Source organism: Luteithermobacter gelatinilyticus, assembly GCF_005849285.1.
Classification (GTDB): Bacteria; Pseudomonadota; Alphaproteobacteria; order Sphingomonadales; family Emcibacteraceae; genus Luteithermobacter; species Luteithermobacter gelatinilyticus.
The window spans coordinates 2,444,933-2,470,906 of record NZ_CP040517.1 but is presented as its reverse complement, the minus strand read 5'-3'; the positions used below and the strand labels follow the sequence as shown (position 1 = coordinate 2,470,906).

The following is a 25,974-nucleotide window of genomic DNA, read 5'->3' as shown; positions in this document are numbered from 1 at the left end:
TACAATGGTGGGTTCATTCGATCCTTTTTGCCCCTGCCTTTATCTGGACGGCGATTATGTTCCTTCGGCAGGAGGGGAGCGGATCCCGGTCCTTAATCCTTCGACATTGGAGACGGTGGGGCACAGGACACGATCCACAGCACAGGAGATTGACCAGAGCGTGGCGGCGGCGCGAAGGGCGCAAAAAGAATGGGCAGGGTTGGATGCCAAAAGCCGGGCGCGACATCTGCATCAACTGGCCGACAGGATTGAAAAAAACCCTTTTCATGATGTGGCAAAGCTGATTACTTTGGAAATGGGGAAACCCTATCCCGAGGCAGAGGGGGAACTGGCAAATTGCGGTCCGATTTTCCGGTATTTTGCCGAACTGGCCCGTCATGACGAAGGTCATGTGGCGGGCAGCACCCATCCCCATACCCTGGAATATATGCGTCAGTACCCTTATGGGGTAAGTGTGCATATTGTTCCCTTTAATTTTCCCATCATTCTGATGGTCTGGACCGTGGCAGCGTCCCTTGCGGCGGGCAATGCGGTTCTCATTAAACCGGCCGAGGCCACGACGCTGTCCACATTGAAATTCATGGAATATTTTTCACTGCTTCCCAAAGGACTGGTCGCCTGCCTGCCAGGCGATGGCCGGGTCGGCCAGCAGTTGATTGAGCATGGTGGTACCGATGTGGTGGCCTTTACCGGCGGGGTTGAGACCGGGCGCCGGGTCGCCATGAGCTGTGCGGCCCATATGAAACCCTGCGTGATTGAGGCCGGAGGCAGTGATCCCCTGATTGTTTCAAAAAATTGTGATCTGGACGTGGCCGTTCCGGCGGCGGTAACGGCGGCATTTCACCTGTCCGGTCAGATCTGTGTCTCTACGGAACGGTTTTATGTGGAAGATACTGTCCATGATGAATTTGTCCGCCGTTTTGTCGCAGCCACACAGAAGTTGCGCATTGGCGATGGTTTGGGGAAAAACGAAATCGGCCCGTTGGTGAGCGAGGCGGCCCGGACGAGGGTGATGGAACTGGTCCAACAGGCAGTGACGGAAGGGGCGACCCTCGCCTGTGGCGGAAAAATCCCTGAAAATTGTGGCAAGGGCTGGTTCTATGAACCAACGCTTCTGACCGGGGTGACGCCTGATATGTCAATCCTGAAAGAAGAAAGTTTTGGTCCTGTGGCGTCCATCATCAGGGTTCAGGATTTTGAAGAGGCGTTGTGCCTGGCCAATGACAGCGATTTTGGCCTCGGGGCATGTGTTTTTACGGCCAATCTTGAGGAAGCCATGACGGCGGCTGATCGGCTTGAGGCCGGTATGGTCTGGATCAATAACCCGATGCCTGACAATGATGCGCTTCCTTTTGGGGGATGGAAAAATTCCGGCCTTGGCCGATCGCTGGGCAAGTTTGGGCTGGACAGTTTCCGACAAACCAAGATGGTTTTTATGGACTACAAGCCGGACGTTCAGGACTGGTGGTACCCCTATGCGGATGACTGGTTCTATGGCGCCAAAGGCCGTCAGCAGAACTGATCGGGAAATGTGAAAAACAAATACTGTTGCAAGAGGATTATCGGATGAAAATCATTATTTTGGGTGGTGCCGGGCTGATGGGCACCGGTATTGTGCGCGACCTGGTCTCGGAAAAATGCATCATTGATTTCACAGAATTGTGCATTGCCGATATTTCAGCCGAAAAAATCAGCGCCTTTATCGACGAGATGGGCGATCCGCGTCTGTCGGCGTTGACGCTTGACATCAGGGCTTCCGATGACCTGGCCGGTATTCTGGAAGGATATGACCTCTGCATCAATTCGGTGCCGACATTTGTCGGGAAACAAATGCAAATTTTCGAGGCCTGCCTTGCGGCGGGGGTGCCCTATATTGATCTGGGGGGAATGGGGATCTATACCCTGGAACAAAAATCATATCACGAAAAATTCAAGGCGGCGGGCGTTTGTGCGGTGATTGGTGTCGGGGCGGACCCAGGCATGTCCAACGTTCTGTGCCGGGCGGTGGCGGATCAGCTGGAGACGATTGATCGCCTCAATCTGTATTGGGCGGCGGAATTTGTTGGCCCTGAAAACCCGATTCTTATTCCGCCCTACAGCCTTTCCACGGTGCTTGCCGAATATGCTCAGGAAAGTACCCAGTTTCTCAACGGCGCGCATGTGTCCTGTCCGCCGCGCACAGGGGTAGAGGTCATCGAACTGCCGGACCCTTGGGGCCAAGCGGAATTTATGTATTCCCCTCATTCGGAACAGTTGACAGTGCCACTGGCGGAAGGCATCCGGGAGAAAGGTATTCGGGAATTTACGTGGAAGCTGCATCTGCCGCGTCGTGAGCATGAAGCCTGGATCGGGCTGGTCAAGGCGGGGTTCGGCGATTTTGATGAAGATGTAGAGGTGAATGGGGTCAAATTCAGAAAACTGGATCTTCTGAATGCGGTTATCACCCAGAATATCGAGAAAAACCAAACGGATATTCCGCAGCAGGAAAGCCATGAAATTCATTTTGTCATTGGACGGGGGCAGAAAAACGGCCGGCCCTGTACGGTGCGGGGGGAAGTCATCGTGCGCCCTCATGCCGATTATGAGGCTTATGTGGATGCGGCAACATCCATGAATGCGTCGATCAGCGCGCAATTGCTGCTGAAATCCCCCCGCCCCGGCGTGTGGGCGCCGGAGGAGTTTTTTGACGTCAACGCATATTTTGCGGAAGTTCAAAAACGTCATTTTGACTACAGGCTGGACATTCAGGAAGGATAGGGGACATCATGCGAGATCTGTTCATCCGGGAAGAAATCTATATCGGAGGACAATGGTGCCGGCCAAGCAGCGGGGGTAGCCTGCCGATCATCAATCCGGCGACCGAAGAAAAGATCGGCAGTTTTGCCGCCGGCAATGCGGAGGATATTGAGCGTGCCGTTTCGGCAGCTACAAAAGCATTCCACGGATCCTGGGGGCATACATCAGGGCGGGAGAGAGCCTGTTTTCTCGAACAGATTGCGCAGGTCATCGAACGGGAACAAGAACATCTTGCCCGCCTCGAAGTTCTGGATAATGGCAAACCTCTTGCCGAAGCCCTCTGGGATATTGAAGATACGGCGGGATGTTTCAGATATTATGCCGGCCTGGCGCGGGAGTTGGAGGAGGGCTGCGTCAGCCCGGTCGAGCTTCCTGATCCACGGTTCCAGTCGCAGGCGGTGCGTGAACCGGCCGGTGTGGCAGGGCTGATTATTCCCTGGAATTATCCGATGTTAATGGCCGCCTGGAAGGTTGCCCCTGCCCTTGCGGCGGGCTGCGCCATGGTTCTGAAACCGTCTGAACTGACGTCCATGACGGCTCTGGAACTGGCTAGAATTGCCCATCAGGTGCATTTGCCGGCCGGGGTGTTAAATGTTGTAACCGGTACAGGCCTCGAAGTAGGGGCGCCTTTGTGTCGGCATCAGGATGTTCAGAAAGTCGCATTTACCGGCAGTGTGGAGACCGGCCGCGCTGTGATGAAAGCGGCGGCGGAAAACATCACCCCGGTCAGTCTTGAACTGGGGGGGAAGTCTCCGATCCTGGTGTTTGATGACGTTGATCTTGACACTGCCGTAGAGTGGATCATGTTCGGGATTTTCTGGAACAAGGGGGAAGTCTGTTCTGCAACCTCACGCCTTTTGGTGCAGCAAGGCATATATGAACCGCTTATGAAAAAGCTGGTGGATGCCGCAGAGAAACTCAGAATTGGGGATGGATTGACAGAGGGTATCCAGCTAGGCCCATTGGTCAGCCAGGGACAGTATGAAAAGGTTTCGGCTTATCTTCAGCGGGCAAAGGCCCAGGGACTGAAGCTGCTGACGGGCGGGGTACGGCCGGCACATTTGTCCAAAGGATATTTTCTTGCACCCACCATTTTTGATCAGGTGCCAGAAGACAGCGAAATCTGGCGGGAGGAAATTTTTGGCCCTGTTTTGGCAGCAAGAACATTTGAAGATGAATTAGATGCCATCGGTCAGGCCAATAAAAGCCGTTTCGGATTGGCCGCCGCCGTCATGACACAAGACGAGGATCGCCTGCTGCGTATGGCACGAGCGCTCAGGGCCGGCATTGTCTGGCTCAATTGTTCACAACCGACATTCTGCGAAGCGCCCTGGGGCGGCAGAGGGCTGAGCGGTATTGGCCGTGAGCTTGGCCCCTGGGGGCTGGAGAACTACCTTGAGACAAAACAGGTCACCCGATTTCGTGATGGCGAGAAATTGGGGTGGTACGGCATTGGTTAGCTTAGGGAATCAAGAGAAAATCATATGGAACATGCTGTGACGTTACAGTCCCGTCCCCTTGCCGTGATCATACTGGCGGCGGGACAAGGGACCCGCATGAAATCGCCCCTGCATAAGGTATTGCATCCGCTGGCCGGCAAACCCATGATCTGTCATCTTCTTGAAATGACCGGGAAGCTGGGGGCACAGAAAAGGATTGTTGTGGTCGGAGAGGCGAAAGAGCAGGTCATGGCGGCTGTCCGCAATGTTGATTTTGCTGTTCAGGAACAACAATGGGGCACCGGGCATGCGGTCATGACCTGTCGGGAGCAGCTGGCTGGTTTTTCCGGGGATGTTCTGGTGCTTTATGGGGATGTGCCGCTGATTTCCTGCGAAACCATACACAGGATGAAATCGGTGCATCAGACGGCAATCCGGGGCCAACGTCCCGCAGTCACCGTTCTGGGCTTCCGGCCGGAAGACGGCAGGGAATACGGTCGGCTTGTCATGTCGGAAGACGGTCAGCTTGAGGCCATTGTTGAATATAAGGAGGCAACGACGGCACAACGGCGGATCGGACTGTGTAATTCAGGTATCATGATGATCCGTGGGGAGCTGCTGTTTCGGTTACTGGACAGCCTAGACAATCAAAATGCCAAGGGAGAATATTATCTGACGGACCTTGTCCGTCTCGCCCGTGAGGCCGGCTATTTCTCGGCTGCCCTGGAAACATCACCTCTGGAAGTCACAGGGGTGAACACCCCTGCCGAATTATCCCGCCTTGAGGAACTGCTCAGAGACGGACAGGATTGCGTCGCCACTGATGCTTTTCGCCATGCCGATGAAGCTGGGCCGTCATCGTGAGCCCCTGAAAGGGGCGTGGCAACCCACAGACGCCACAGAACCATGGATTGCTTCGTCGTTAATGCATCTCGCTATGACGTTTCCATCTCATCAGAATTCACACGAGACCTACAGGGCCGCTTCAGGATGAAACGGTAGCCAGATGACTTCGGCCCCGGCTTCCAGTCTTCCGGTGCCTTCGGGCACAATGATCCAGGCATTGCCGGCAGCGAAAGATGCGGTTCGGAAGGAATGTTGGCCGGTTTGGGCGGTGGCGATCAGAGCGCCTGTGGCGTCCGGTGCCACCGTGCCCATCAGGAACACGGTTTTGTCGTCCGCGGTTTCAATCGCGCCGGCCAGCCGGGCCTTCCGCATCGTTTCCGGTGCGCGTCCGGTAAACCGGCGTATGAATGGAGCCACAAAAATTCTGAGCGCCAGGGCCGTGGAGATCGGATTGCCAGGCAGGCCGAAGAAAAAACTGCCCTGTTGCAGGCGGGCGAACAGCACCGGCTTGGCCGGTTTGATCCGTGCCTTGTGCAGGATAATATCCGCGCCGATGCGTTCCAGGACCGGACGGACAAAATCATACTGTCCTGCCGAAACCCCGCCGGTGGAAAGAATAAGGTCCGGGTCGCTCTCCAGCGCCTGATGCAGGGCATCGGCGAAATCTTCCGGCGTGTCCCTGACGGTGAAGCTGCCGATTATCTTCATGCCTATGTCAGAGGCCATGACCTGTCCATAAAGCCGGGTGGCGTTATAGATCTGCCCGGCGGTCAGCGGCGCGTTGAAATCGTCGGAAATTTCCTGTCCCGTTGAAATCCAAACCACTCTCGGAGCGGGAGAAACCGGCAGACGGGCCTGTCCCGCTGCACACAGCAACGGCAGATGTTGCGGTGCGATCCGAGTTCCGGCGGCAAGCAGGGGAGCGCCCGCCATGATATCTTCTCCCTCCCGCCGCACATGCCGGCCGGCGGGATAGGGGCGGTCGAAGATCAGCGTTTCGTGATCCCATCCTGCCGCTTCGACCGGCAGGATGGTATCGGCCCCCTTCGGCAGAGGGGCGCCGGTCATGATTTTGACGGCGGTTCCTTTCTGCAAGGGCGGCGGGGGTTCTGCGCCGGCGATGCTGGCGCCTGCTACGGTGAGCCTTATTGGCCTGTCCGGCGTGGCTGTCGCGACCGCCGCAGCGGAAAAGGCAAATCCGTCCATGGCGCTGTTGTCAAAGGACGGGACCGAAAGGGGCGCAGTGAGGTCTTCCGCCAGCACCAGGCCCACACTTTCAAAAAGCGGTCGGGAGACGGGGGGGCGGGGGGCTGCTTCGGCACAAATGCGTGCCAGGCTGTCGTCATAGGACTGCATGGTCATCGGCATGCCTTGGGAGGACGGGGTATTGGACATGGCTGTAATCTCCTGTCAGAGACAATGATTTGCCGGTAAGAACTTCACGGCGAGCTTGCGGCGGGTTTCATATCAACCGCCGATGGCGGAAAGATTGCCGGTCATGCCGGTCTGGTGTTGTGCCAGCTGATGCCCGGCGGTTTTGCGCCGGACGGCTTTGATCAACTGCTGTTTCAGATCCCCGATCTGTTCGTCATGCTGGAGATAACGGCGCAGGGGAAGACCAAAATTACCAAACAGACACAGATGAAGATTGCCGAAGCTGGAAAACCGCAGGCGATTGCAGCTTTGGCAGAAATCCTTTGAATAAGGGGCGATCAGGCCGATACTGCCCCGATGGTCGGGATGGATGAAGTTATTGGCGGGACCGGCATCAGCGGCCTTTAGTTTCGGGGTCCAGCCCTGCTGATACAGCTTGCGGGCGATGGTGTCAGCCGGAATATGATGGCGGGTGAAAAAGGCCGCGTGTTCACCGGTTTCCATCAGTTCGATAAACCGGACAGACAGGGGGCGTTCACGGGTAAGGTTAATGAAATCCCCAACTTCATGATCATTCAGCCCCTTCATATAAACCACATTAATTTTGATGGTTTCAAACCCCGCTTCAAAGGCGGCGTCAATGCCGCGCAGCACTTCGTCACGGCGGTCATGGCCGGTAATCTGACGGAAACGTTCGCGGTCCAGACTGTCCAGGCTGATATTGAGCGCGTTGATGCCGGCGGCGCGCCAGAGATGGGCCCGTTTTTCCAGCCGGTAGCCATTGGTGGTGAGGGCCAGGGTGCGGACCTGCTGCAAAGCGCTGATATCAGCAGCAATTTGTTCGAAATCCTTGCGCAGGGTTGGTTCGCCGCCCGTGAGGCGGATTTTTGTCAGGCCGAGTTCGGAAAATGCCGTAGCTGCGCGTCGCAATTCGACGCGGGATAATGGCGCGGGACCGGGCCGTTTTTTATATCCGTCTGGCAGGCAGTAGCTGCAGCGAAAGTTGCAGGCTTCGGTAATTGATAGCCGAAGATATCTGAAGGTGCGGCCAAATCCGTCGCTAAGAGTCACAAGCGGTCTCCTTTCTGAACACGAGAGGCCAGACGGTTTCCCCTTCTGACCCGGCAGCATCAGCGCTGCGGCCAAGGCGCCTTATCCGATGCGGCGGACTTAGGCGCAGAGGCTTCGGAGTTAAAAAATCTTATAGTATGAATCTTTTAATCCGAACCGCAGATGGGCGGCTTGACCTGCGTCAAGTGTCGGTGGAATTGACCGCATCAGCCAATTCGGGGCGGGGGCAATCCTCGGTTCCGGCGCTATCACACTGGCTGGCCAGTTCCACGTCACAATAGTCGCACAGGGCCCGGTCATGAGGGATTCTGACACTATCGGTGTTCACATCAAAGCCTTCTGCCTTAAACTTTTTCAGGGATCTGGAAAAGGTTTCCGGCCGCATATCCAGATAAGAGGCAATGATGGATTTTTCATAAGGCAGAACCACCCTGCCATCCTTCGGTTTCTGATTCAGTGCCAGACGAAGCAGAAACCAGCCTACACGTTCCTGGGCGGTTTTGAGGCGGGACAGTTCGATCTGCTGCACCAGCCGCTGGGAACGCAGAGAGACCGTATTCAGCATGTTCATGGCCAGTTGTGGGCTGGACTGGATATATTGCCGGATCACCGGCGCGGGAAGGGACAGCAGCAGCGCCCGTTCGACCACCTGGGCATTGACCGGCGTGGGCACATTAAGAAAAACCGCAGATTCCAGCAGGGTTTCCCCACTGCCCAGCATTTGCAGAATGGCCTCTTCCCCGGTTTCAAGACCGTTGTAGACCTTGACCCAGCCGTCCAGGACAATATACAGGCGCGAAACGGGTTCGTCCCTGAGAATCAGGAGCTTGTCCTTTTCATATTCCCTGATCTGCGCAAAGGCCAGCAGTTCTTCCAGATCTTTTTCCTCCAGTGCGGCAAAAATGGGCAGGGAGCGAAGAAACGGGCGATACTGATCGAGTTTGGTTTTAACCCCCGGTTGCTTGCGGCATTCCCGGCTGCCGGCATCCGGCGGGGGCAGATCTGTGAATCGCCCGGGCCTGCTTTGTGCCGAGGCGTTGATTTCTCTCTTGTCAACACCGACCAGTCCCCGGACCAGTTCTTTCTCGACGCATCGGAGGCCGTCAATAATACGGGTCAGGATGTCAAACCATGCTTCGCCGGAATATTGCTCAATTTCACCCGGCGGGGCTTCCTGTTCCAGGAGCCGATTGATCGTATTCAGCGCCTCCAGGGCGTTTGTGTCCACTGTTTCCTGCAATAGGGCGATCTGGGAGGGCGACGCCAGCGCCTTGAATGTGTCGAAATAGGTTTTCTGTTCTGCGATCAGGGCCACAAACCGGTCACAAAATTCTTGATTGCGGAAGGCAAAGGTATAAAAACCGCGTGCGCCGAAGGCCCGTTCCATGCCGACCCTTTCCTTCCATTGCAAAAAATTGGCATAGGCCGAGACAAGGGCGGAATTGTGGGACGGTTCGCGCTGCGCCAGTTCAATCATGGCGTCGATGGTCGGAATGATAAAATTGAACGTATAGGTATTAAGCGCCTGGGTGTAGCGCATGGCCAGCAGGCGCATTTTGTCCCGCAACTCGGTCAGGCCATCATATTTGACAAACAGAAAGTTCAGGCGCCCTTCAAAATTCGCCGGCAAGGCGTTCTTGACGTCACGGCGGGTGCAAAAGTCATGGAGATTGGCAATGGCCTGATCCACGGTTTTGCTTTGTGCATTCAGCTCTTCGGTGAAGATTTTTCCCATACTGTCCAGGAAAAGTCCGGCACAGCCGCGCTCGCGCTGAATCTGATGCACAACATCCCCAAGTCTGTGCAACAGGTCCTGCACCAGCAACGTATTCTCAGTCGGTTTAGTCACGCCTTCCGCCTTTATCCCCTGATCTGCCGGCTCTTGGTTGTTTATTTTTGGAATTTGTCTGGGCGTTTGTGTTTTACGTAAGGCTGAGGAATATACTTTTTTTGCTGTCTTGTCCATATCTCCCGGAGTGGGGAACGGGACGCCTTTCCAAAAAAACGACGTTACTTGACCAAAGTCAAGCACAGGGTCCGGTCCTGCGGTCACAATGTTCTCAATTTTGAAACGCGACAGTATCAGGAGGAAGTTGTGACCGATACGTTGGCAAATAAAGGCGATGTCCCGGTAAGGCCGGGGGATAAGTATCGTGCGCTGTCTACCAGCACACTGGCATTTACCGTATGTTTTGCCGTCTGGACGATTTTTTCCATTATCGGCATCAGAATCAAGGCCGAACTCGGGCTGAATGATACTCAATTCGGCCTGCTGGTTGCCACACCGGTTCTGACTGGCTCCCTGAGTCGGCTGTTTCTGGGGATCTGGACGGACCAGTATGGCGGACGGCTTGTCTATACCCTGCAGATGCTGACCACGGCGGTGGCAGTCTATTTGCTGACTCTGGTCAGCAGTTACGAAATGTTTCTTGTCGCGGCGCTGGGCGTGGGCCTGGCGGGGGGCAGCTTTGCCGTTGGCGTGGCCTATGTTTCGCGCTGGTACCCCAAGGAACAACAGGGGACGGCGCTGGGTATTTTCGGCATGGGGAATGTGGGGGCGGCGGTCACCAATTTCGGCGCGCCGTTCCTGCTGGCGGCCATGGGTGGCGCCTGGCAGGGTGTGGCCCAGGTTTATGCCATCGTGCTGGCGGTGACAGCGATTCTGTTTTACCTGTTTTCCAAAGACGATCCGGTTCATGCCACCCACAAGACTTCAGGGATGAAACATCCCTCTTTCCTGGAACAGATCGAACCGCTCAAGAAGCAGCAGGTCTGGCGGTTTTCACTGTATTATTTCTTTGTTTTCGGCGCCTATGTGGCGCTGGCTTTGTGGTTGCCGCGTTATTATGTGGGGGCCTATGGGCTGGAACTGAAAACGGCCGGTATGCTGGCCGCCATGTATGCCCTGCCAGGATCAGTGTTCCGGGCGCTGGGCGGCTGGATGTCTGATAAATACGGGGCCCGGACTGTCATGTATTGGACGTTTATCGCCAGCGTCATCTGTACATTCATCATGTCCTATCCTTCCACGGATTACCGGGTGGCTGGCATTAACGGCCCCATTGAATTCAACATCACAATTCCGCTTGAGGTATTTGTTGCGCTGACCGTGATTCTCGGCTTCTTCATGTCGCTGGGCAAGGCCGCTGTCTACAAACATATCCCCGTTTATTACCCGAACCATGTGGGGTCCGTGGGCGGCATGGTTGGACTGGTTGGCGGCCTGGGCGGCTTTTTCCTGCCGATTATTTTTGGGGCAATGAATGACCTGATCGGGGTCTGGACCAGTTGTTTCATGCTGTTGACTGTCATTATCGCCATAGCGCTGACCTGGATGCACTTTGCGATCCGGCGCCTTGAAAAACAGCGCAATCCCGAACTGCGCGGGCCTCACAACCTGCCGGAACTGGAAGGGATGAAGGGGTAACCCCCCTTCCGCTTCCCCACGGTTTTAAAGGAGAGAAACAATGTCATCCGAGGAAACAGTACAAGGTTTTCAGCAAACAGGCCGGGATATTATCGGTTGGAACCCGGATAATGAACAACAATGGCAGTCGGAAGGCCGGCGCATTGCCACCCGCAATCTCTGGATTTCCATTCCGGCGTTGCTATGCGGGTTTGCGGTGTGGCTCTACTGGGGCATCATCACGGTGCAGATGCTTAATCTCGGCTTTCCGTTTTCGCAAAGCCAGCTTTTCACACTGGCGGCGATTGCCGGGCTTTCCGGGGCCACGTTGAGGATTCCCAGTTCTTTTCTAATCCGCATTGCGGGCGGACGTTATACCATTTTCCTCACGACGGCGTTGCTGATTATTCCGGCGGCTGGGACTGGGTACCTGCTTCAGAATCCTGAAACCCCTCTGTGGCAGTTTCAATTGATGGCTCTGCTGTCGGGCCTGGGCGGGGGTAATTTTGCCTCCTCCATGTCCAATATCAGCTTCTTTTATCCCAAGAAAATTCAGGGATATGCGCTGGGCATGAATGCGGGCCTCGGGAATTTCGGGGTCACGACAATGCAGATCCTGGTGCCGCTGGTGATGACGTTTGGACTGTTCGGCGGCGAAAGCATGACGCTTCAGAACACCTCCGGCACGCTGATCGGCAAAATCCCGGCAGGGACTGAAACCTATATCTTTAATGCCGGCTGGGTGTGGCTTCTGTTCCTTGTTCCGCTGTCGTTTGCCATCTGGTTTGGCATGAATAACATTCGTGACGAACATGTCTCTCCGGATGCCAAGGCGGCGTTGCCGGCCTTCGCTAAAATTCTGGGCATGTTGGCCATTGGTTTGCTGACGGCGGCGTTTGGACTGTGGCTGATGCTGCCGGCGGCGACCGGCGGGGCGGGGACAGAACTCAACAAGTGGATCGTGTTGCCGTTGGTGATCGTGCTCACCCTGCTGTTGTTGCGGCTGATCCCGGGCAAGATCCAGGCCAATCTGAAACGTCAGTTCCAGATTTTCAGCAACAAGCACACCTGGGCCATGACCATTATCTACACCATGACCTTTGGTTCTTTCATCGGTTTTTCCGCAGCGTTGCCGCTCGCGATCAAGGTGGTGTTCGGCTATCAGCATATTCTGGTTGATGGAGTCATGACCCACAGCACAGTCAATCCCAATGGTCCCAGCGCCCTAACCTATGCCTGGATGGGGCCGTTCATTGGCGCTTTGATCCGCCCGCTGGGGGGCGCCTTGGCGGACAGGATGGGTGGGGCGAAAGTGACCCAGATCATCAGCGTGGTAATGGTCTTGTCGGCACTGGGTGTGGCCTATTTCATGCAGGCGGCCTATGCCTCCGCCACCCCTGAGGATTATTTTTATCCCTTCCTGATCCTGTTTATCATTCTGTTTGCGGCCACCGGCATCGGCAATGGGTCCACCTTCCGCACCATTGCCATGGTGTTCAACAAGGAACAGGCGGGTCCCGTTTTGGGCTGGACTTCAGCGGTGGCGGCTTACGGCGCTTTCATCATTCCGCAGGTTTTCGGGGAACAGATCAAGGCCACCACACCGGAATATGCACTGTATGGTTTCGCCATTTTCTACACGGTCTGCATCCTGATCAACTGGTGGTTCTATCTGCGTCGCAACGCCTATGTGAAAAATCCTTGAAGCAGCGGGTATCGGAGATACTTCATGAGCAATTTTATCGACAGACTTTCCTATTTCACCAAAACGCCCGAAACCTTTGCGAACGGGCATGGCATCACAACCGATGAACGCCGGGACTGGGAAAAGGCCTATCGTGGCCGTTGGGCCCATGACAAGGTGGTGCGTTCCACCCATGGGGTGAACTGCACGGGGTCCTGTTCCTGGAAAATTTATGTCAAAAACGGCCTGGTGACCTGGGAAACCCAGCAGACGGATTATCCCAAGACCCGGCCGGACCTGCCAAATCACGAACCCCGCGGCTGTGCCCGTGGCGCCAGTTACAGCTGGTATCTCTATAGCGCGGCACGGCTTAAATTTCCCCTGGTCCGCCGTCGGCTAATTGAACTGTGGCGCGCGGCCAAGGCCGAACATCCGGATCCTGTGGAGGCTTGGCAGAGCATTGTCTGCGATCCGGATAAGGCGCGGGCTTATAAACAGGTCCGAGGTCTGGGCGGGTTCGTGCGCTCCAGCTGGGACGAGGTGAATGAGATTATTGCCGCGGCAAATGTCTATACCGCAAAAGAATTTGGCCCTGACCGTATCATCGGCTTTTCGCCGATTCCGGCCATGTCGATGATCTCCTATGCCGCCGGAAGCCGTTATCTGTCGCTGATCGGCGGGGTGTGCATGTCTTTTTATGACTGGTATTGCGACCTGCCGCCCAGTTCGCCGCAAACCTGGGGCGAGCAGACGGACGTGCCCGAAAGCGCCGACTGGTATAATTCCGGCTATATCATTGCCTGGGGCTCCAACGTGCCGCAAACCCGCACGCCCGACGCCCATTTCTTCACCGAGGTTCGGTATAAAGGCACCAAGACCGTCTCCGTGACCCCGGACTATTCGGAAGTGGCCAAATTGACGGACATTTGGCTCAATCCGCGCCAGGGAACCGACAGCGCCATGGCCATGGCCATGGGACATGTGATCCTCAAAGAGTTCCATGTTGCCGGAAAATCCGAATATTTTGACGATTATTGCCGCATGTATACCGATATGCCGTTCCTGGTGCGGCTTGAAGAAAAAGACGGTAAACTGGTGCCCGACAGGTTACTGCGGGCGTCTGATTTTGAAAATAGTCTGGGCGAGGCGCAGCATGCCGAATGGAAAGCCACCATTCTTGACGGGACGTCCGGCAAAGTCTGTGTGCCGAACGGCACCATCGGTTCACGCTGGGACAAAAGCAAAAAATGGAATCTGGAACTGAAGAATGTGGCTGATGGCAGTGATGTGTGGCCGAAAGTTTCTCTTCTGGAGGACCGTGATGAGGTCGCGCCGGTGGCGTTCCCCTATTTCGGCAATATCGTCAATGACCAGCCCATCTTCAAACACACGGATCATGACAGCGTTCTGGAACGGCACGTGCCGCTGAAAGTCGTTGAGACCAAGGATGGCCCGGTGAAGGTCGCCACGGTGTTTGACCTGCTGGTCGCCAATTACGGCGTGGACCGGGGGTTGGGCGGCGACAATGTGGCTTCTTCCTTTGACGATGATGTGCCCTATACGCCGGCCTGGCAGGAAAAAATCACCGGCGTGGATCGCCACAAGGTGATCCAGGTGGCGCGGGAGTTCGCCATGAATGCGGACCAGACCCGCGGGCGGTCCATGGTGATTCTGGGGGCGGCGATCAATCACTGGTACCATATGGATATGAATTACCGTGGGATTATGAATCTCCTGATCATGTGCGGCTGTGTTGGCAAATCGGGGGGCGGTTGGGCCCATTATGTGGGCCAGGAGAAATTGCGTCCGCAAACCGGATGGCTGCCGCTGGCGTTCGGGCTGGATTGGGCGCGTCCGCCGCGGCAGATGAATTCCACCAGCTTTTTCTACGCCCATTCGGATCAGTGGCGGTATGAAAAACTGGAAGTGGATGAAATTCTTTCGCCGCTTGCGGACCGGGACAAATGGCAGAACACCACGCTTGTGGATTGTAATGTGCGTTCAGAGCGCATGGGCTGGCTGCCGTCCGCGCCGCAGCTCAATGATAACCCCCTGAAGGTGGCCCGGGCCGCAGAAGAAGCCGGCCAGCCGGTGGCGGATTATGTGGTGGACAAGCTGAAAAGCGGGGAGCTGGGATTTGCCTGCGAAGATCCGGACAATCCCAAAAACTTTCCTCGCAACATGTTTATCTGGCGGTCGAACCTGTTGGGATCCTCGGGCAAGGGGCATGAATATATGCTCAAACACCTGCTGGGCACCCAGCATGGCCTCTTGGGCAAGGATCTGGGGGAAAGCGGGGGACAGAAACCCAGCGAAGTGGTCTGGCATGAGGACGCGCCGGAGGGCAAGCTGGATCTTGTGGTGACGCTGGATTTCCGGATGTCTACCACCTGCGTCTATTCGGACATCGTGTTGCCGTCGGCCACCTGGTATGAAAAGAACGACCTCAACACTTCCGACATGCATCCCTTTATTCACCCGCTGACCCGCGCGGTGGATCCGGCTTGGGAAAGCCGCAGCGACTGGGACATTTACCGCGGGATTGCAGAAAAATTCTCGGAAGTTTGCGAGGGACATCTGGGCGTGGAAAAGGATGTCGTCACCCTGCCCATTTTGCATGATACGCCGGGTGAACTGGCGCAACCCCTGGGCGTGGCCGACTGGAAAAAAGGCGAATGCGAACCCATTCCGGGCAAAACCATGCCCGCCCTTGTGGAAGTCACCCGGGATTATCCCAATACCTATAAGCGTTTTACCGCGCTTGGTCCGCTGATGGGGAAACTGGGCAATGGCGGCAAGGGCATCAGCTGGAACACCGATGAGGAGGTGGAATTGCTGGCGCGCCTGAACGGCACTCACAATGACCCTGGGGTTAATGAGGGGCTGCCGAAAATTGTTACGGATGTGGATGCCACGGAAGTGGTGCTTTCCCTCGCGCCGGAAACCAATGGCAATGTGGCTGTAAAATCATGGGCGGCACTGGGCGAGGTGACGGGTCGTAAACATACCCATCTTGCCAAACCGAAACAGGAAGAGAAGATCCGCTTCCATGACATCAAGGCGCAGCCGAGGAAGATCATTTCTTCACCCACCTGGTCCGGTCTTGAGGATGAACATGTCAGTTATAATGCGGGATATACCAATGTGCATGAACTGATCCCGTGGCGCACGCTAACCGGTCGCCAGCAATTCTATCAGGACCATGAATGGATGCGCGATTTCGGCGAGGGCTTTTGCGTCTACAAGCCGCCGGTGAACACCAAAACCATCGCACCGGTGATCGACAAATATGGTGACGGCAAAAAACAAGTGGTGCTCAACTGGATCACGCCGCACCAGAAATGGGGCATTCACTCCACCTACAGCGACAACCTGTTGATGCTGACGCTGAACCGGGGGGGGCCGGTGGTGTGGATTTCAGAAACCGACGCCCGCAAGATGGACGTGAAAGATAACGACTGGCTGGAGCTGTATAACAGCAACGGCGTGATTATGGCCCGGGCCGTGGTGTCCCAGCGGGTGCCCGAAGGCATGACGATGATGTATCACGCCCAGGAGAAAATCGTTAACACCCCCTTGTCCAAAATCACTGGCGCCCGCGGCGGCATTCATAATTCCGTCACCCGGGCGGTGCTCAAACCCACCCATATGATCGGCGGGTATGCGCAACTGTCTTACGGATTTAACTACTACGGTACGGTTGGATCCAACCGGGACGAGTTTGTGGTCGTGCGCAAGGCCGAAAATGTGGAGTGGGGCGAAGACCCGGCGGATGGTGACACATCTGTTCAGGTCGCGGAATAGGAGTAGCAGAAATGAAGATACGTGCACAAATCGGGATGGTTCTCAATCTGGACAAATGTATCGGGTGCCACACCTGTTCGGTGACCTGCAAGAATGTCTGGACGAGCCGTGAAGGCGTTGAATATGCCTGGTTCAACAATGTGGAAAGCAAACCCGGTGTGGGGTATCCGCGGGAATGGGAAAACCAGGACCGCTGGAACGGCGGCTGGGTGCGCAAGTCCAATGGCAAGATCCAGCCGAAAATGGGCGGAAAGTTCCGGCTCCTGGCCAAAATCTTTGCCAATCCGGACCTGCCGGAAATTGACGACTATTATGAACCCTTCACGTTTGATTACGCCCATCTGCAAACGGCGGGCGACGTGAAGACACCGCCGACGGCGCGGGCCCATTCCGCCATTACCGGAGAGAAAATGGAAAAACCGGAATGGGGGCCCAACTGGGAGGAGATTCTCGGCGGCGAGTTCGAAAAACGTTCCCGGGACTATAACTTCAAAGATGTTGAGAAGGATATTTATGGTCAGTTTGAAAACACCTTCCTGATGTATCTGCCGCGGCTGTGCGAGCATTGCCTGAACCCGACCTGCGTGGCGGCCTGTCCTTCTGGTGCCATCTATAAACGCGAGGAAGACGGCATTGTGCTCATCGACCAGGACAAATGCCGGGGCTGGCGCATGTGTGTGTCTGGCTGCCCTTACAAAAAGATCTATTTCAACTGGCAGTCTGGCAAATCGGAAAAATGCACTTTCTGTTTCCCGCGTATTGAAAACGGTGATCCGACTATATGTTCGGAAACCTGCGTCGGACGCATCCGCTATCTTGGCGTGTTGTTGTATGACGCGGACCGTATCGAGGAAGCGGCCGCGACGGCGGATGAAGGGGACCTGTATCAAGCCCAGTGCGACATCTTCCTTGACCCGCATGATCCCAAGGTGATTGAACAGGCCCGCAAGGATGGCGTGCCCGACAGCTGGCTTGAGGCGGCAAAAAAATCGCCGGTCTATAAAATGGCGATTGACTGGAAGGTGGCTTTCCCGTTGCATCCCGAATACCGCACCCTGCCGATGGTCTGGTATATTCCGCCGCTTTCCCCCATTCAAAGCGCCCATACAGAGGGCAAGATCGCTGGGGATGACATCATGCCGGATGTGAAAAATCTGCGCATTCCAGTGAAATATCTTGCCAATATGCTGACGGGTGGCCGGGAACAACCGGTGGTGCACGCGCTGGAGCGCATGCTGGCCATGCGCAGCTATATGCGGGCCAAAACCATCAACGGAAATGGGGATATAAGGGCGCTTGAACGGGTTGAGCTGGAGGCCAAAACCGTAGAGGAAATGTACAGGATCATGGCGCTGGCGGAGTATGAAGACCGTTTTGTGATCCCCACCAACCACCGGGAATATGCCGGTCAGACCCCGTTTGATAATGACATTGCCTTTGAAACCCGTTCCGCCTGCGGTTTCAGCTTTGGCAATGGCTGTGCCGGGGGGGCGGCGCGCACCGGGGGACTGTTTGGCGGTCCGACCCACAAAAACACCATGAACGGCAACATAAGGAAATCATGATGCGTACGTTTAAAGTCCTCGGGCTGTTGTTGACATATCCCCATGAGGAACTGCAGCAGCATATGGCCGAGATGAAAACCATTCTTGTTGATGAGGGGCTGATCCCCGAAAAAATTCGCAAACCGCTGTTTGTGTTCATGGATGATCTGGCCCGTCACGATATCCTCTCCATCCAGGAAGAGTACGTGTCCCTGTTTGACAGGGGACGGTCTCATTCCCTGTATCTGTTTGAACATGTTCACGGCGAAAGCCGGGACCGCGGTCCGGCCATGGTTGATCTTATGGAATATTACGCCCGGCAGGGTTTCAGAATCGCCGCCAACGAACTGCCGGATTATCTGCCGCTGTTTCTGGAATTCCTTTCTGTGTCGCCTTTCGCCGAGGCGCAGGAGCTGTTGGGGGACACGGTGCATATCATCGCCACCATCGGTGCCAAGATGAAAGTGAAAGGGAGTTCCTACCGGCATGTCTTCCGGGCGCTGGAAGCGTTAAGCAGCGTCAAGGTGGACAAGAAGATCGTCCAGCAGGCGATGGACGATGCCGCCCGCGAGGATACGAGTCTTGAGGCGCTTGACAGGGAATGGGAAGAAGCTCCCGCCTTCGATGGCACGGACACGGCGGACTGCAATCTTTGCCCGCAGGTTACCCGGCACCGCGCCGGGAGGAGCGGGGCTTCCAGCCCTCATCATTCATAGGAGGCGAGCATGAGCGCATATCTGAATGAGTTTTTTTTCGGGATTTACCCCTATCTTGCGATTGTCGTTATGATATTGGGCACGATCCTGCGCTATGATCAGGATCCCTATAGCTGGCGGGCCGGGTCCAGTCAGCTGCTGCGGTCACGCGGCATGCGGATTGGCAGTAATCTGTTCCATATCGGGATTATTTTGCTGTTTTTCGGCCATCTGATCGGGCTGTTGACGCCGGAACCCGTCTATCATCTGGTGATGTCGGCGGCGGCCAAGCAGATGTTGGCGATGGTGGCCGGCGGCATTTTCGGCGTGATTTGTTTTATTGGTCTGACGATCTTGATTATCCGGCGGCTGACGGACCCCCGCATCCGGGCAACCAGTCGGCCTGCGGACATCATGATCCTTCTGGTTCTGTATGTGCAGCTCATTCTGGGGCTGGCCACCATTCCCGCCTCTGCCAGTCATCCGGACGGCAGTTCCATGATCGCGCTGGCCAACTGGGCACAGTATATTGTCACCTTCCGGGGTGGGGCGGCGGATTTCGTGGCCGGAACCTCACTGATCTTCAAGCTGCATATTGTGCTGGGGCTGACGATTTTCTTGTTGTTCCCCTTTACCCGACTGGTGCATGTGCTGTCGGCGCCGGTCAAATATCTGTTCCGTTCCGGATACCAGATCGTTCGTAAGAGGTCCTGATCATGCCGATATATGTGAATGAAGTGGAAATTACCGATGATGAGGTGTTCCGGGAAATGCAGTTTCATCCGGCGCCCACTCAAGAAAAAGCCCGTGATGAGGCAGCAGGGGCGCTCCTGATCCGTGAATTGTTGCGCCAGGAAGCGGTGGAGCAGGGGTTTCTTGAACCGCAGGCCGCGGCAGACGCTGTGGACAGCGGGATCATGCGTTTGGTGGAAAACATGGTGACGACGCCCGAGGCCACAACCGAAGCCTGTCGCCGCTATTACGATCAGAATATTGACCGGTTTACGGTGGAAAACGGTGATGGTGCGCCACTGCCGTTTGAGGACGTGGAAAATCGCATTCGGGATTACCTGCATGTCAGGAGCATTCGTCATGGAATACAGTCTTACATATTGGACTTGGCACATCGGGCGCAGATTGCGGGATTTGACCTCGCAGCTTCGCTCTAACATTCGAAGATGTTTTTCCCAAAAATGTTGTTTTAAGGAGTAAGAGTGATGCAAAAAATTGCCCTTTCATGTCTGGCTGGGGTACTGGCGCTGTCGGCCAGTGCGCCAGCCGGGGCCGGGGAGGCCGCAAATTTTACGGAAATGTTCACCCAGGGCGATGCCGGACTGGCGTTCCGCTACCGGTTTGAAAATGTCGATCAGGATGGTTTTGAAAAAGATGCCACGGCATCCACCCTGTTAAGCAAACTATGGTACAAAACCGCTAGCCTGAAAGGGATAAGCGGATTTGCGGAAGTCACCAATGTGACCGTGGTGGGGGACGAGAATTACAACAATACCATCAATGGCAAGACCGACCGCCCCGTGGTTGCTGATCCGGAAAGCACGGAAGTCAACCAGGCTTATCTGGCCTATACCCAGGACCTGTTCACGCTGAAGGCGGGCCGCATCGGCGTTAATCTGGACAATCAGCGCTTTATCGGTACCGTCGGATTTCGCCAGAATGACCAGACCTATGACATCGTCACGGCGACCGTGACACCGATCAAAGAGCTGACGGCGTTGTATGGCTATGTCTGGAATGTCAACCGGATTTTCAGCGATGATCATCCACTGGGTGATCTGGATACGAATACCCATCTGATCAATGTGAGCTATTCGGGACTGGAATTCGGCAAACTCACCGCTTATGCCTATCTGCTCGACCTCAATGACGCGCCGGTGCTTGGCCTGTCCAGCAGCACCTACGGGGTGCGTTTTGCGGGCGCCCAAGCGGTCACGGACACCGTCCGGCTGGGATATGAACTGGAATATGCGCGCCAGAGCGATTATGAGGACAACCCGGCTGAGTATCAGGCGGATTACTGGAATGCGGCGCTCAGCGTGTCAACCGCTGGCTTCACGGCGGGTTTTGGATATGAGCTTCTGGGGAGCGACAATGGGGTAAGTTTCCAGACCCCTCTGGCCACGCTGCATAAATTTAACGGCTGGGCGGACAAGTTCCTCTCCACACCGGCCCAGGGCCTGGAAGACATCAGTGTTTCCCTGGCCTATAAAATGATGGGAGAGGGACCGCTTGCCGGCCTGCTGCTGAAAGGCATCTATCATGACTTTTCTTCGGATGTGGGCGGGGTAAGTTATGGCAGCGAATGGGACTTTCTGGTCTCCAAACCCTTTGCCAAACACTATACGGCTTCTGTCAAGGCGGCGTTTTATGAGGCCGATGCCTTTGCCACCGATACGACAAAAATCTGGCTGACGCTGGCGGCCAAATTCTAGGCCGTTCCGCTGTCTGATCTTGATTTATATTTATCTCAGTGATTGCCGCCCCGGCCATGTCCGGGGCGCAATGCTGTCCGCTGTGCCCCCAAATAAAAAAAGACTCAGCGTTGAAACTGCTAAGTCCTTGAAGAGAATGGCGCGCTCGGGAAGATTCGAACTCCCGACCCCCAGATTCGTAGTCTGGTGCTCTATCCAGCTGAGCTACGAGCGCGCATGTCGTTTCCTTGAAACAGGAATCATCCTGTGGCGCGCAACCTACCCAGAATGACCGGGGAATGCAAGCCCCCTTTGCAAAAAATATGACATTTTTTTACGCTTTCGACAATGGGCCGCTTGTCCTTGCCCGGGGGCTGCCCTAAACTCGCGGCCACGACAGGACCTGAACCGGGAAAAACGTCCCGCCAAAAACAAAAATCGAGAAGTCCGTATGTTAGAGAAGCTCTATAATACCAAGGTGTTAGGCATAATTCTTGCGATTTCAGCCGGCGGGGTGCTGGGTGCATGTTCCCGCGATGCGCAACAGGGTTGGCCGGCGTTGCAGGCAGACCGGACCTGGCAGGAGATTGAGGCCGAACGTCAAAAGCCCCTGACGCCGGAGTCGGCGCCCGCACCAAAAGAGGATGTTTTGGCCTCTGCGCCAGATGTGTCTGCCCCTCAGATGGTGGCGGAAGAAAGCTTGCAAGAATACGAAACAACCTTTCAGAATCTCAGCGGGGAGCTTGACAGGTTCCGCCAAGACCTGATCCAAATGCTTAAAACCTATGAGGAGGCGTCTGGGGGGACGGCAGATGATTCCGCACAACAGCGTGCGGCACGGCGCGGCGAACTTTGGCGTGGGGCGCAGCTTGCCCTGTCCCGACTCATGGATCGGGAAAACCGGCTGGAAAAATTGATTGTGGAATTGCAGGACATTCACGTTCGCCTTCGACAGCCCCCGAAGACCACAGCGGATAAAGCGCCAACACCCCACCACCGGCTTGAAGAATTGCTAGATCGAGCGCGTCTGGAACAGCGCCACACCGACGCATTGATCCGCCGGGCGCAGGAGAGTCTCGGTCTTTCGCCCTGATGGATGTTTGTTTGTCGCCCTGATTATTGTTGGGGGTGGGCCTTAGAGTGAATTGTGCATAGGTTGACTCAATTGACTCTAGGCGAGGGGGAGGGTGATTCTGAAACAGCTGCCTTCCGGACCGGAAGACAGAAGCTCGATACTGCCGCCATGCCCTTGGACCAGCTCCCGTGCTATGGCAAGTCCAAGACCGGTACCGCCATTGCCGCTGCCGTGAAATGGCACAAACAGTTTTTCCCGGATCTTGGCGGGAATCCCGGGCCCTTGGTCGCAGATATCAATGACGGCGTCATTGCCGTGGCGATGGGCGGAAAATTTGATGGTCCCGGACAGCCGTCCGGCCTGGGTCATGGCCTGTACCGCATTGCGACCGAGATTCATAAAAATCCGAAACAAATGATCCGGATCGGCCTGAAGCGTAAAATTTTCGGGCACGTCATTGCGAAGTTTTATCGGGCTGTTTTCGGCAAGGCCCAAAGAAATGCCCACTTCGTCAACCAAAGGGTGCAGCTCCACCTTTGTATAATCGGGTTTTTCCGGTTCGGCCCGGCCATATTGCAATGTGGCTTCGCACAGGCGCACTGCCCGGTCAATGGCGCGCACGAAACGGGGGGTGAGCCGCCGGACCGTGGGGTCCTGAACGGTGATGAACCGGTCTGAGACAAGCTGAGCACTGGCCAGGATGTTGCGCAGGTCGTGATTGATTTTGCTGACGGCGCTGCCAAGATCTGCCAGATGGGTTTTTTGTTTCAAGGCCCGGCGCAACTGGTCCTGCATCACGGCCAGTTCTCGCATGACAATGCCGATTTCGTCACGGCGGTTATCGGGTACGATCTGTCGGCGGTGATCTTCCGGGGCGTTGCGAAAGGCGACCATGCTGTCGGTGATTTTGCGGACCGGACGGATCAGAAGACAGCTCAGGCTGTAATAAACCAGGCCGGCGGTGATCAGGGAAATGATGATGGACAGCAGCAATACATTCCGGGAAAAAACGAGCATGGCATGACACAGCTTCTCTTCCTCGAAAATAATTTGCAGAAAGTCCATTCTTTCATCATTGGTGTAGCCTGTAACCTCGATGACCCGGCTGTGGGGATGGGTATGCATCATGGTGATAAAAGCGTCCCGGATCAGGTCCAGAAAACCGGCATTGCGCAGATCATACCGGGCCTCCACCTCCAGCGGCCGGTCGGTGCCCAGCACCAGAAGACGGTTGTCGTCCTTTTTGCGGACAATGGCCATCACCTCGGCGGATTGCAGAAGCTCTTTGGCCAGGGTCTCGCTGACCATATAATCCGGGGCCGCCTCAATGGCGAGAATGGCGATTTGGGCGGCGGCCAAACGTTCTTCCAGCCAGGTTTTGCGGAAATTGGCAATGGAGGGCACGTAAATCAGCACTTCCGCCAGCATGACAAAGGCGATAGTCAGCAAAAGCAGCCTGTTGGACAGGCTGTGACGCAGAGCCAGAGGGTGTTGTTCGTCGGCCATCCCGGTTATCCCAATTTTGACAACAGGCGTACTAGTTTACGGGTTTTTGTGCTGAAAAGGGAAGGGGTATAAAAACTGCCCGCAGCGCGTTTGCTGATTTCGCCAAGGGTGGGATAGGGGGAAATCATGCTGGCCAGCGCAGATATTTTCAGCTTCTTGCTCATGGCAAGCGCCCAGACCTGTATCAGTTCTCCGGCCCCGGCCCCGGCGATTCCGGCCCCCAGAATGTGTCCTTTGGGGCTGGTGATGACCTTGATCAGGCCCTCGGTTCGGCGTTCGGCTTGGGCCCGGTCATTTTCGCTATAGGGCCAACGTAATATTCGGATCTGTCGTGAAAAATCATCACCATATTTTTCCCGGGCCGCCGGTTCGCTCAGCCCCACCTGCGCCAGTTCGGGGTCCGTATAGGTCACGCGGGGCAGGGCGGAATAGTCCGTTCGGGTCCAGAACATGCCAAAGGCAAGGCGACGGATTAGAATGCCGGCATCATAACCTGCCTTATGGGTGAATTGTGGTCCGCCGGTGACGTCGCCAAGCGCATAAACCCGTTTGTTGCTGGTGCGCAGATCGGGACCAACGGTAATGCCGCTTGGGGAATGTTTGATTTCAGCGGCCATGAGATTAAGGCCGTCCAGGTTGGGCTTGCGGCCTGTGGCGACAAGAAGATGCGATCCGGTGATTGTTTGCGCCTGTCCGTTTCCGGAAAAGCAAACGTCATAACGGTCGTTGCGTTTGTGAATGGCGGTAATGTCGATGCCGCCTTCAAGGCGAATGCCTTCACGGCGCAGGCGTTCAAGCACCACTGCGGCCAGTTCCGGATCGTCCTGTTCCATAAAGGCGAGCGCCAGTACTGTCACTCTGGATCCCAGGCGACGAAAGGCCTGCGCCATCTCCAGGCCGATTGGTCCCCCGCCAATGATGATCAGATGATCGGGTCGTTCTTCCAGATCAAAGATGGTTTCGTTGGTCAGGTAGTCTACTGTGTCCAGGCCGGGCAATGGCGGAATGGCCGGGCGGGACCCGGTGGCAATGACATAGCGCCGGGCGCGAATCCGGCAGGAGGGGGTGGCAACGGTGCGGTCGTCAATAAAACGGCCGGCCTCCCGAATGACTTTTACGCCTAGAGCGCTAAACCGCTGTACGGAATCATTGGGGGCGATGGCGGCGATCACTTTATGGACATGGCGGTGCACCTTTGAAAAATCTACCGCTGAGCAATCCACTGTCGGGGTGGCCGGAGCGATGCCAAAATCCGTCCCAGCCTGCACATGCCAGGCGGCATGTGCGGCGGCAAGCAGGGCCTTGGACGGCACGCAGCCATAATTCAAACAATCTCCGCCCATTCTGTCTTTTTCCAGCAACAGGGTTTTCAATCCCAGTTGCGCGGCTCCCGCAGCCACAGACAGGCCGCCGGACCCAGCCCCGATCACACAAAGATCCGCCTGTAAAAAATTTGTCATGTATTTTGCCCCCCTCGATACTGTTTCAGTTTTTTATAAAGAACCGGCAGCAGCGCTAGCACCGCCAACCCCAGAAGCGGCAGCAGGATTTCCGGGGAAAAGATAATATTCAGATCCGGGTCCTGCCCCTGATCAATCAGATGTCCCATACCGCTGCCCACCGAGGCATAAATAAAGGTGCCCGGAATGATGCCGAAAAAGGTGGTCAGGACATAGACGGGCAGCCTGACCCCCAGGAAAGCTGGCACCAGATTGACAATAAAAAACGGAAAAATCGGCACCAGCCGCAGGGTCAGCAGGTAACTCGTGGCATTTTGTGCGAAGCCTTGCTCCATTTTTTTAAGCCAGGGGGCCGCGCGTCGGGCCAGAATGTCGCTAAAGCGCGACCCACCGGCGGCGGTCCGGGCGGCTAGGAAAATAAGCGTTGCCCCAACAGTGGCGCTGACAACCACCAGACTGCCGCCGATCAGGGTGCCGAACAGAAAGCCGGCGCCCAGTGTCATGACCGCCCCGCCGGGAATGGAAAAGGCAACTACGGCGGTATAGGCGGCGCTGAACAGGCCGGCGCTCATCCAGAAATGATCGAAAACATAGGAGCTGAGCATTTCACGATGATCTTTCAGGCTTTGCAGGCTGAGATAGGTGGACAGATCAAAGGCCAACGCCAGAATGAAACCGGCGGCAATGAGTCCAAGCGGCAAATATCGACGGGCACGGGTTAGCGCCTTAGCGGATTTTGCGGAAATGTCGTCTTTCATTGATATTGTTTCAGGCTCCATAGGATTTGCTCTAGGAAGCCAGAATATAGGGGAAATTACCATAGATAAAATAACGCGTTATCACGACTG

The 25,974-nt window shown here is 55.8% G+C and carries 19 protein-coding genes, 1 tRNA gene and 1 riboswitch; of the genes, 13 read left to right on the top strand and 7 right to left on the bottom strand.

Annotated features, from left to right (window positions below; translation table 11 throughout):
• The first annotated feature begins 4 nt into the window (after positions 1-4).
• From FE788_RS11085 to FE788_RS11070, 4 genes are read left to right on the top strand one after another with little or no spacing between them, the layout of a single operon-like run.
• The gene (locus FE788_RS11085; RefSeq protein WP_138380696.1) at positions 5-1,522 is read left to right on the top strand and encodes an aldehyde dehydrogenase family protein; all 1,518 of its coding nucleotides are present in this window, start codon (positions 5-7) and stop codon (positions 1,520-1,522) included.
• 44 nt (positions 1,523-1,566) lie between these two features.
• Positions 1,567-2,757: a saccharopine dehydrogenase family protein gene (locus tag FE788_RS11080; protein ID WP_138380695.1), complete on the top strand. Its 1,191-nt coding sequence runs from the start codon at positions 1,567-1,569 to the stop codon at positions 2,755-2,757.
• 23 nt (positions 2,758-2,780) lie between these two features.
• Complete coding sequence (locus FE788_RS11075; RefSeq protein ID WP_138381378.1) at positions 2,781-4,256, top strand: aldehyde dehydrogenase family protein; 1,476 nt, start codon at positions 2,781-2,783, stop codon at positions 4,254-4,256.
• Between the two features lie 36 nt (positions 4,257-4,292).
• Entirely contained in the window at positions 4,293-5,099 is an 807-nt protein-coding gene (locus FE788_RS11070; protein ID WP_210413930.1) for a sugar phosphate nucleotidyltransferase, read from the top strand.
• Between the two features lie 108 nt (positions 5,100-5,207).
• Here FE788_RS11070 and FE788_RS11065 read toward each other — a convergent pair whose 3' ends face one another.
• The 3 genes from FE788_RS11065 to FE788_RS11055 all read right to left on the bottom strand — a co-directional run bounded on the left by FE788_RS11065 (position 5,208) and on the right by FE788_RS11055 (position 9,375).
• A complete protein-coding gene (locus FE788_RS11065) occupies positions 5,208-6,476 on the bottom strand; it encodes a molybdopterin molybdotransferase MoeA (RefSeq protein WP_138380693.1) in 1,269 nt (422 codons plus the stop codon).
• A 72-nt stretch (positions 6,477-6,548) separates the two neighbouring features.
• Positions 6,549-7,526, bottom strand: coding sequence for a GTP 3',8-cyclase MoaA (moaA, locus tag FE788_RS11060; protein ID WP_138380692.1), 978 nt, complete (start codon positions 7,524-7,526; stop codon positions 6,549-6,551).
• A riboswitch (molybdenum cofactor riboswitch) is annotated at positions 7,518-7,658 on the bottom strand. Its footprint overlaps the gene before it by 9 nt.
• A 49-nt stretch (positions 7,659-7,707) precedes the next feature.
• On the bottom strand, positions 7,708-9,375 hold the full coding sequence (locus FE788_RS11055) for a nitrate- and nitrite sensing domain-containing protein (protein ID WP_168190382.1): 1,668 nt from the start codon (positions 9,373-9,375) through the stop codon (positions 7,708-7,710).
• Positions 9,376-9,621: 246 nt separating this feature from the next.
• On the opposite strand from FE788_RS11055, the gene FE788_RS11050 reads away from it, so the two are divergent.
• The 8 genes from FE788_RS11050 to FE788_RS11015 are packed head-to-tail and all read left to right on the top strand — an operon-like array spanning position 9,622 to position 21,106.
• Positions 9,622-10,953, top strand: a complete 1,332-nt coding sequence (locus FE788_RS11050) for an MFS transporter (protein WP_210413928.1) — start codon at positions 9,622-9,624, stop codon at positions 10,951-10,953.
• A gap of 40 nt (positions 10,954-10,993) precedes the next feature.
• Positions 10,994-12,637, top strand: coding sequence for an MFS transporter (locus FE788_RS11045; protein ID WP_138380690.1), 1,644 nt, complete (start codon positions 10,994-10,996; stop codon positions 12,635-12,637).
• 24 nt (positions 12,638-12,661) lie between these two features.
• The gene (locus FE788_RS11040) at positions 12,662-16,420 is read left to right on the top strand and encodes a nitrate reductase subunit alpha (protein WP_138380689.1); all 3,759 of its coding nucleotides are present in this window, start codon (positions 12,662-12,664) and stop codon (positions 16,418-16,420) included.
• Between the two features lie 11 nt (positions 16,421-16,431).
• Positions 16,432-17,985, top strand: a complete 1,554-nt coding sequence (gene narH / locus FE788_RS11035; RefSeq protein ID WP_138380688.1) for a nitrate reductase subunit beta — start codon at positions 16,432-16,434, stop codon at positions 17,983-17,985.
• Entirely contained in the window at positions 17,982-18,680 is a 699-nt protein-coding gene (narJ, locus tag FE788_RS11030) for a nitrate reductase molybdenum cofactor assembly chaperone (protein ID WP_138380687.1), read from the top strand. The genes narH and narJ overlap by 4 nt, the downstream gene beginning before the upstream one ends.
• Before the next feature lie 9 nt (positions 18,681-18,689).
• Positions 18,690-19,373, top strand: coding sequence for a respiratory nitrate reductase subunit gamma (gene narI, locus FE788_RS11025; protein ID WP_138380686.1), 684 nt, complete (start codon positions 18,690-18,692; stop codon positions 19,371-19,373).
• Between the two features lie 2 nt (positions 19,374-19,375).
• Entirely contained in the window at positions 19,376-19,828 is a 453-nt protein-coding gene (locus tag FE788_RS11020) for a hypothetical protein (RefSeq protein WP_138380685.1), read from the top strand.
• Between the two features lie 48 nt (positions 19,829-19,876).
• Positions 19,877-21,106 (top strand): alginate export family protein, encoded by a 1,230-nt coding sequence (locus tag FE788_RS11015; protein WP_138380684.1) that lies wholly within the window; start codon positions 19,877-19,879, stop codon positions 21,104-21,106.
• A gap of 137 nt (positions 21,107-21,243) precedes the next feature.
• Here FE788_RS11015 and FE788_RS11010 read toward each other — a convergent pair.
• Positions 21,244-21,320 (bottom strand) — tRNA-Arg (locus tag FE788_RS11010).
• Between the two features lie 216 nt (positions 21,321-21,536).
• Here FE788_RS11010 and FE788_RS11005 point away from each other — a divergent pair.
• Entirely contained in the window at positions 21,537-22,178 is a 642-nt protein-coding gene (locus FE788_RS11005; RefSeq protein ID WP_138380683.1) for a hypothetical protein, read from the top strand.
• Between the two features lie 78 nt (positions 22,179-22,256).
• Here the strand turns inward: FE788_RS11005 and FE788_RS11000 are convergent, their stop codons facing one another.
• Genes FE788_RS11000 through FE788_RS10990 form a run of 3 tightly spaced genes read right to left on the bottom strand, consistent with a single transcriptional unit; the run spans position 22,257 to position 25,884 of the window.
• Complete coding sequence (locus tag FE788_RS11000) at positions 22,257-23,666, bottom strand: sensor histidine kinase (RefSeq protein ID WP_138380682.1); 1,410 nt, start codon at positions 23,664-23,666, stop codon at positions 22,257-22,259.
• A gap of 5 nt (positions 23,667-23,671) precedes the next feature.
• Positions 23,672-25,126 carry a dihydrolipoyl dehydrogenase family protein gene (locus tag FE788_RS10995; protein ID WP_138380681.1) on the bottom strand — a complete coding sequence of 485 codons (1,455 nt, stop codon included), beginning with the start codon at positions 25,124-25,126 and terminating at the stop codon, positions 23,672-23,674.
• Positions 25,123-25,884, bottom strand: a complete 762-nt coding sequence (locus FE788_RS10990) for a TVP38/TMEM64 family protein (RefSeq protein WP_138380680.1) — start codon at positions 25,882-25,884, stop codon at positions 25,123-25,125. Before FE788_RS10990 ends, FE788_RS10995 begins: the two co-directional genes overlap by 4 nt.
• Between the last annotated feature and the right edge of the window lie 90 nt (positions 25,885-25,974).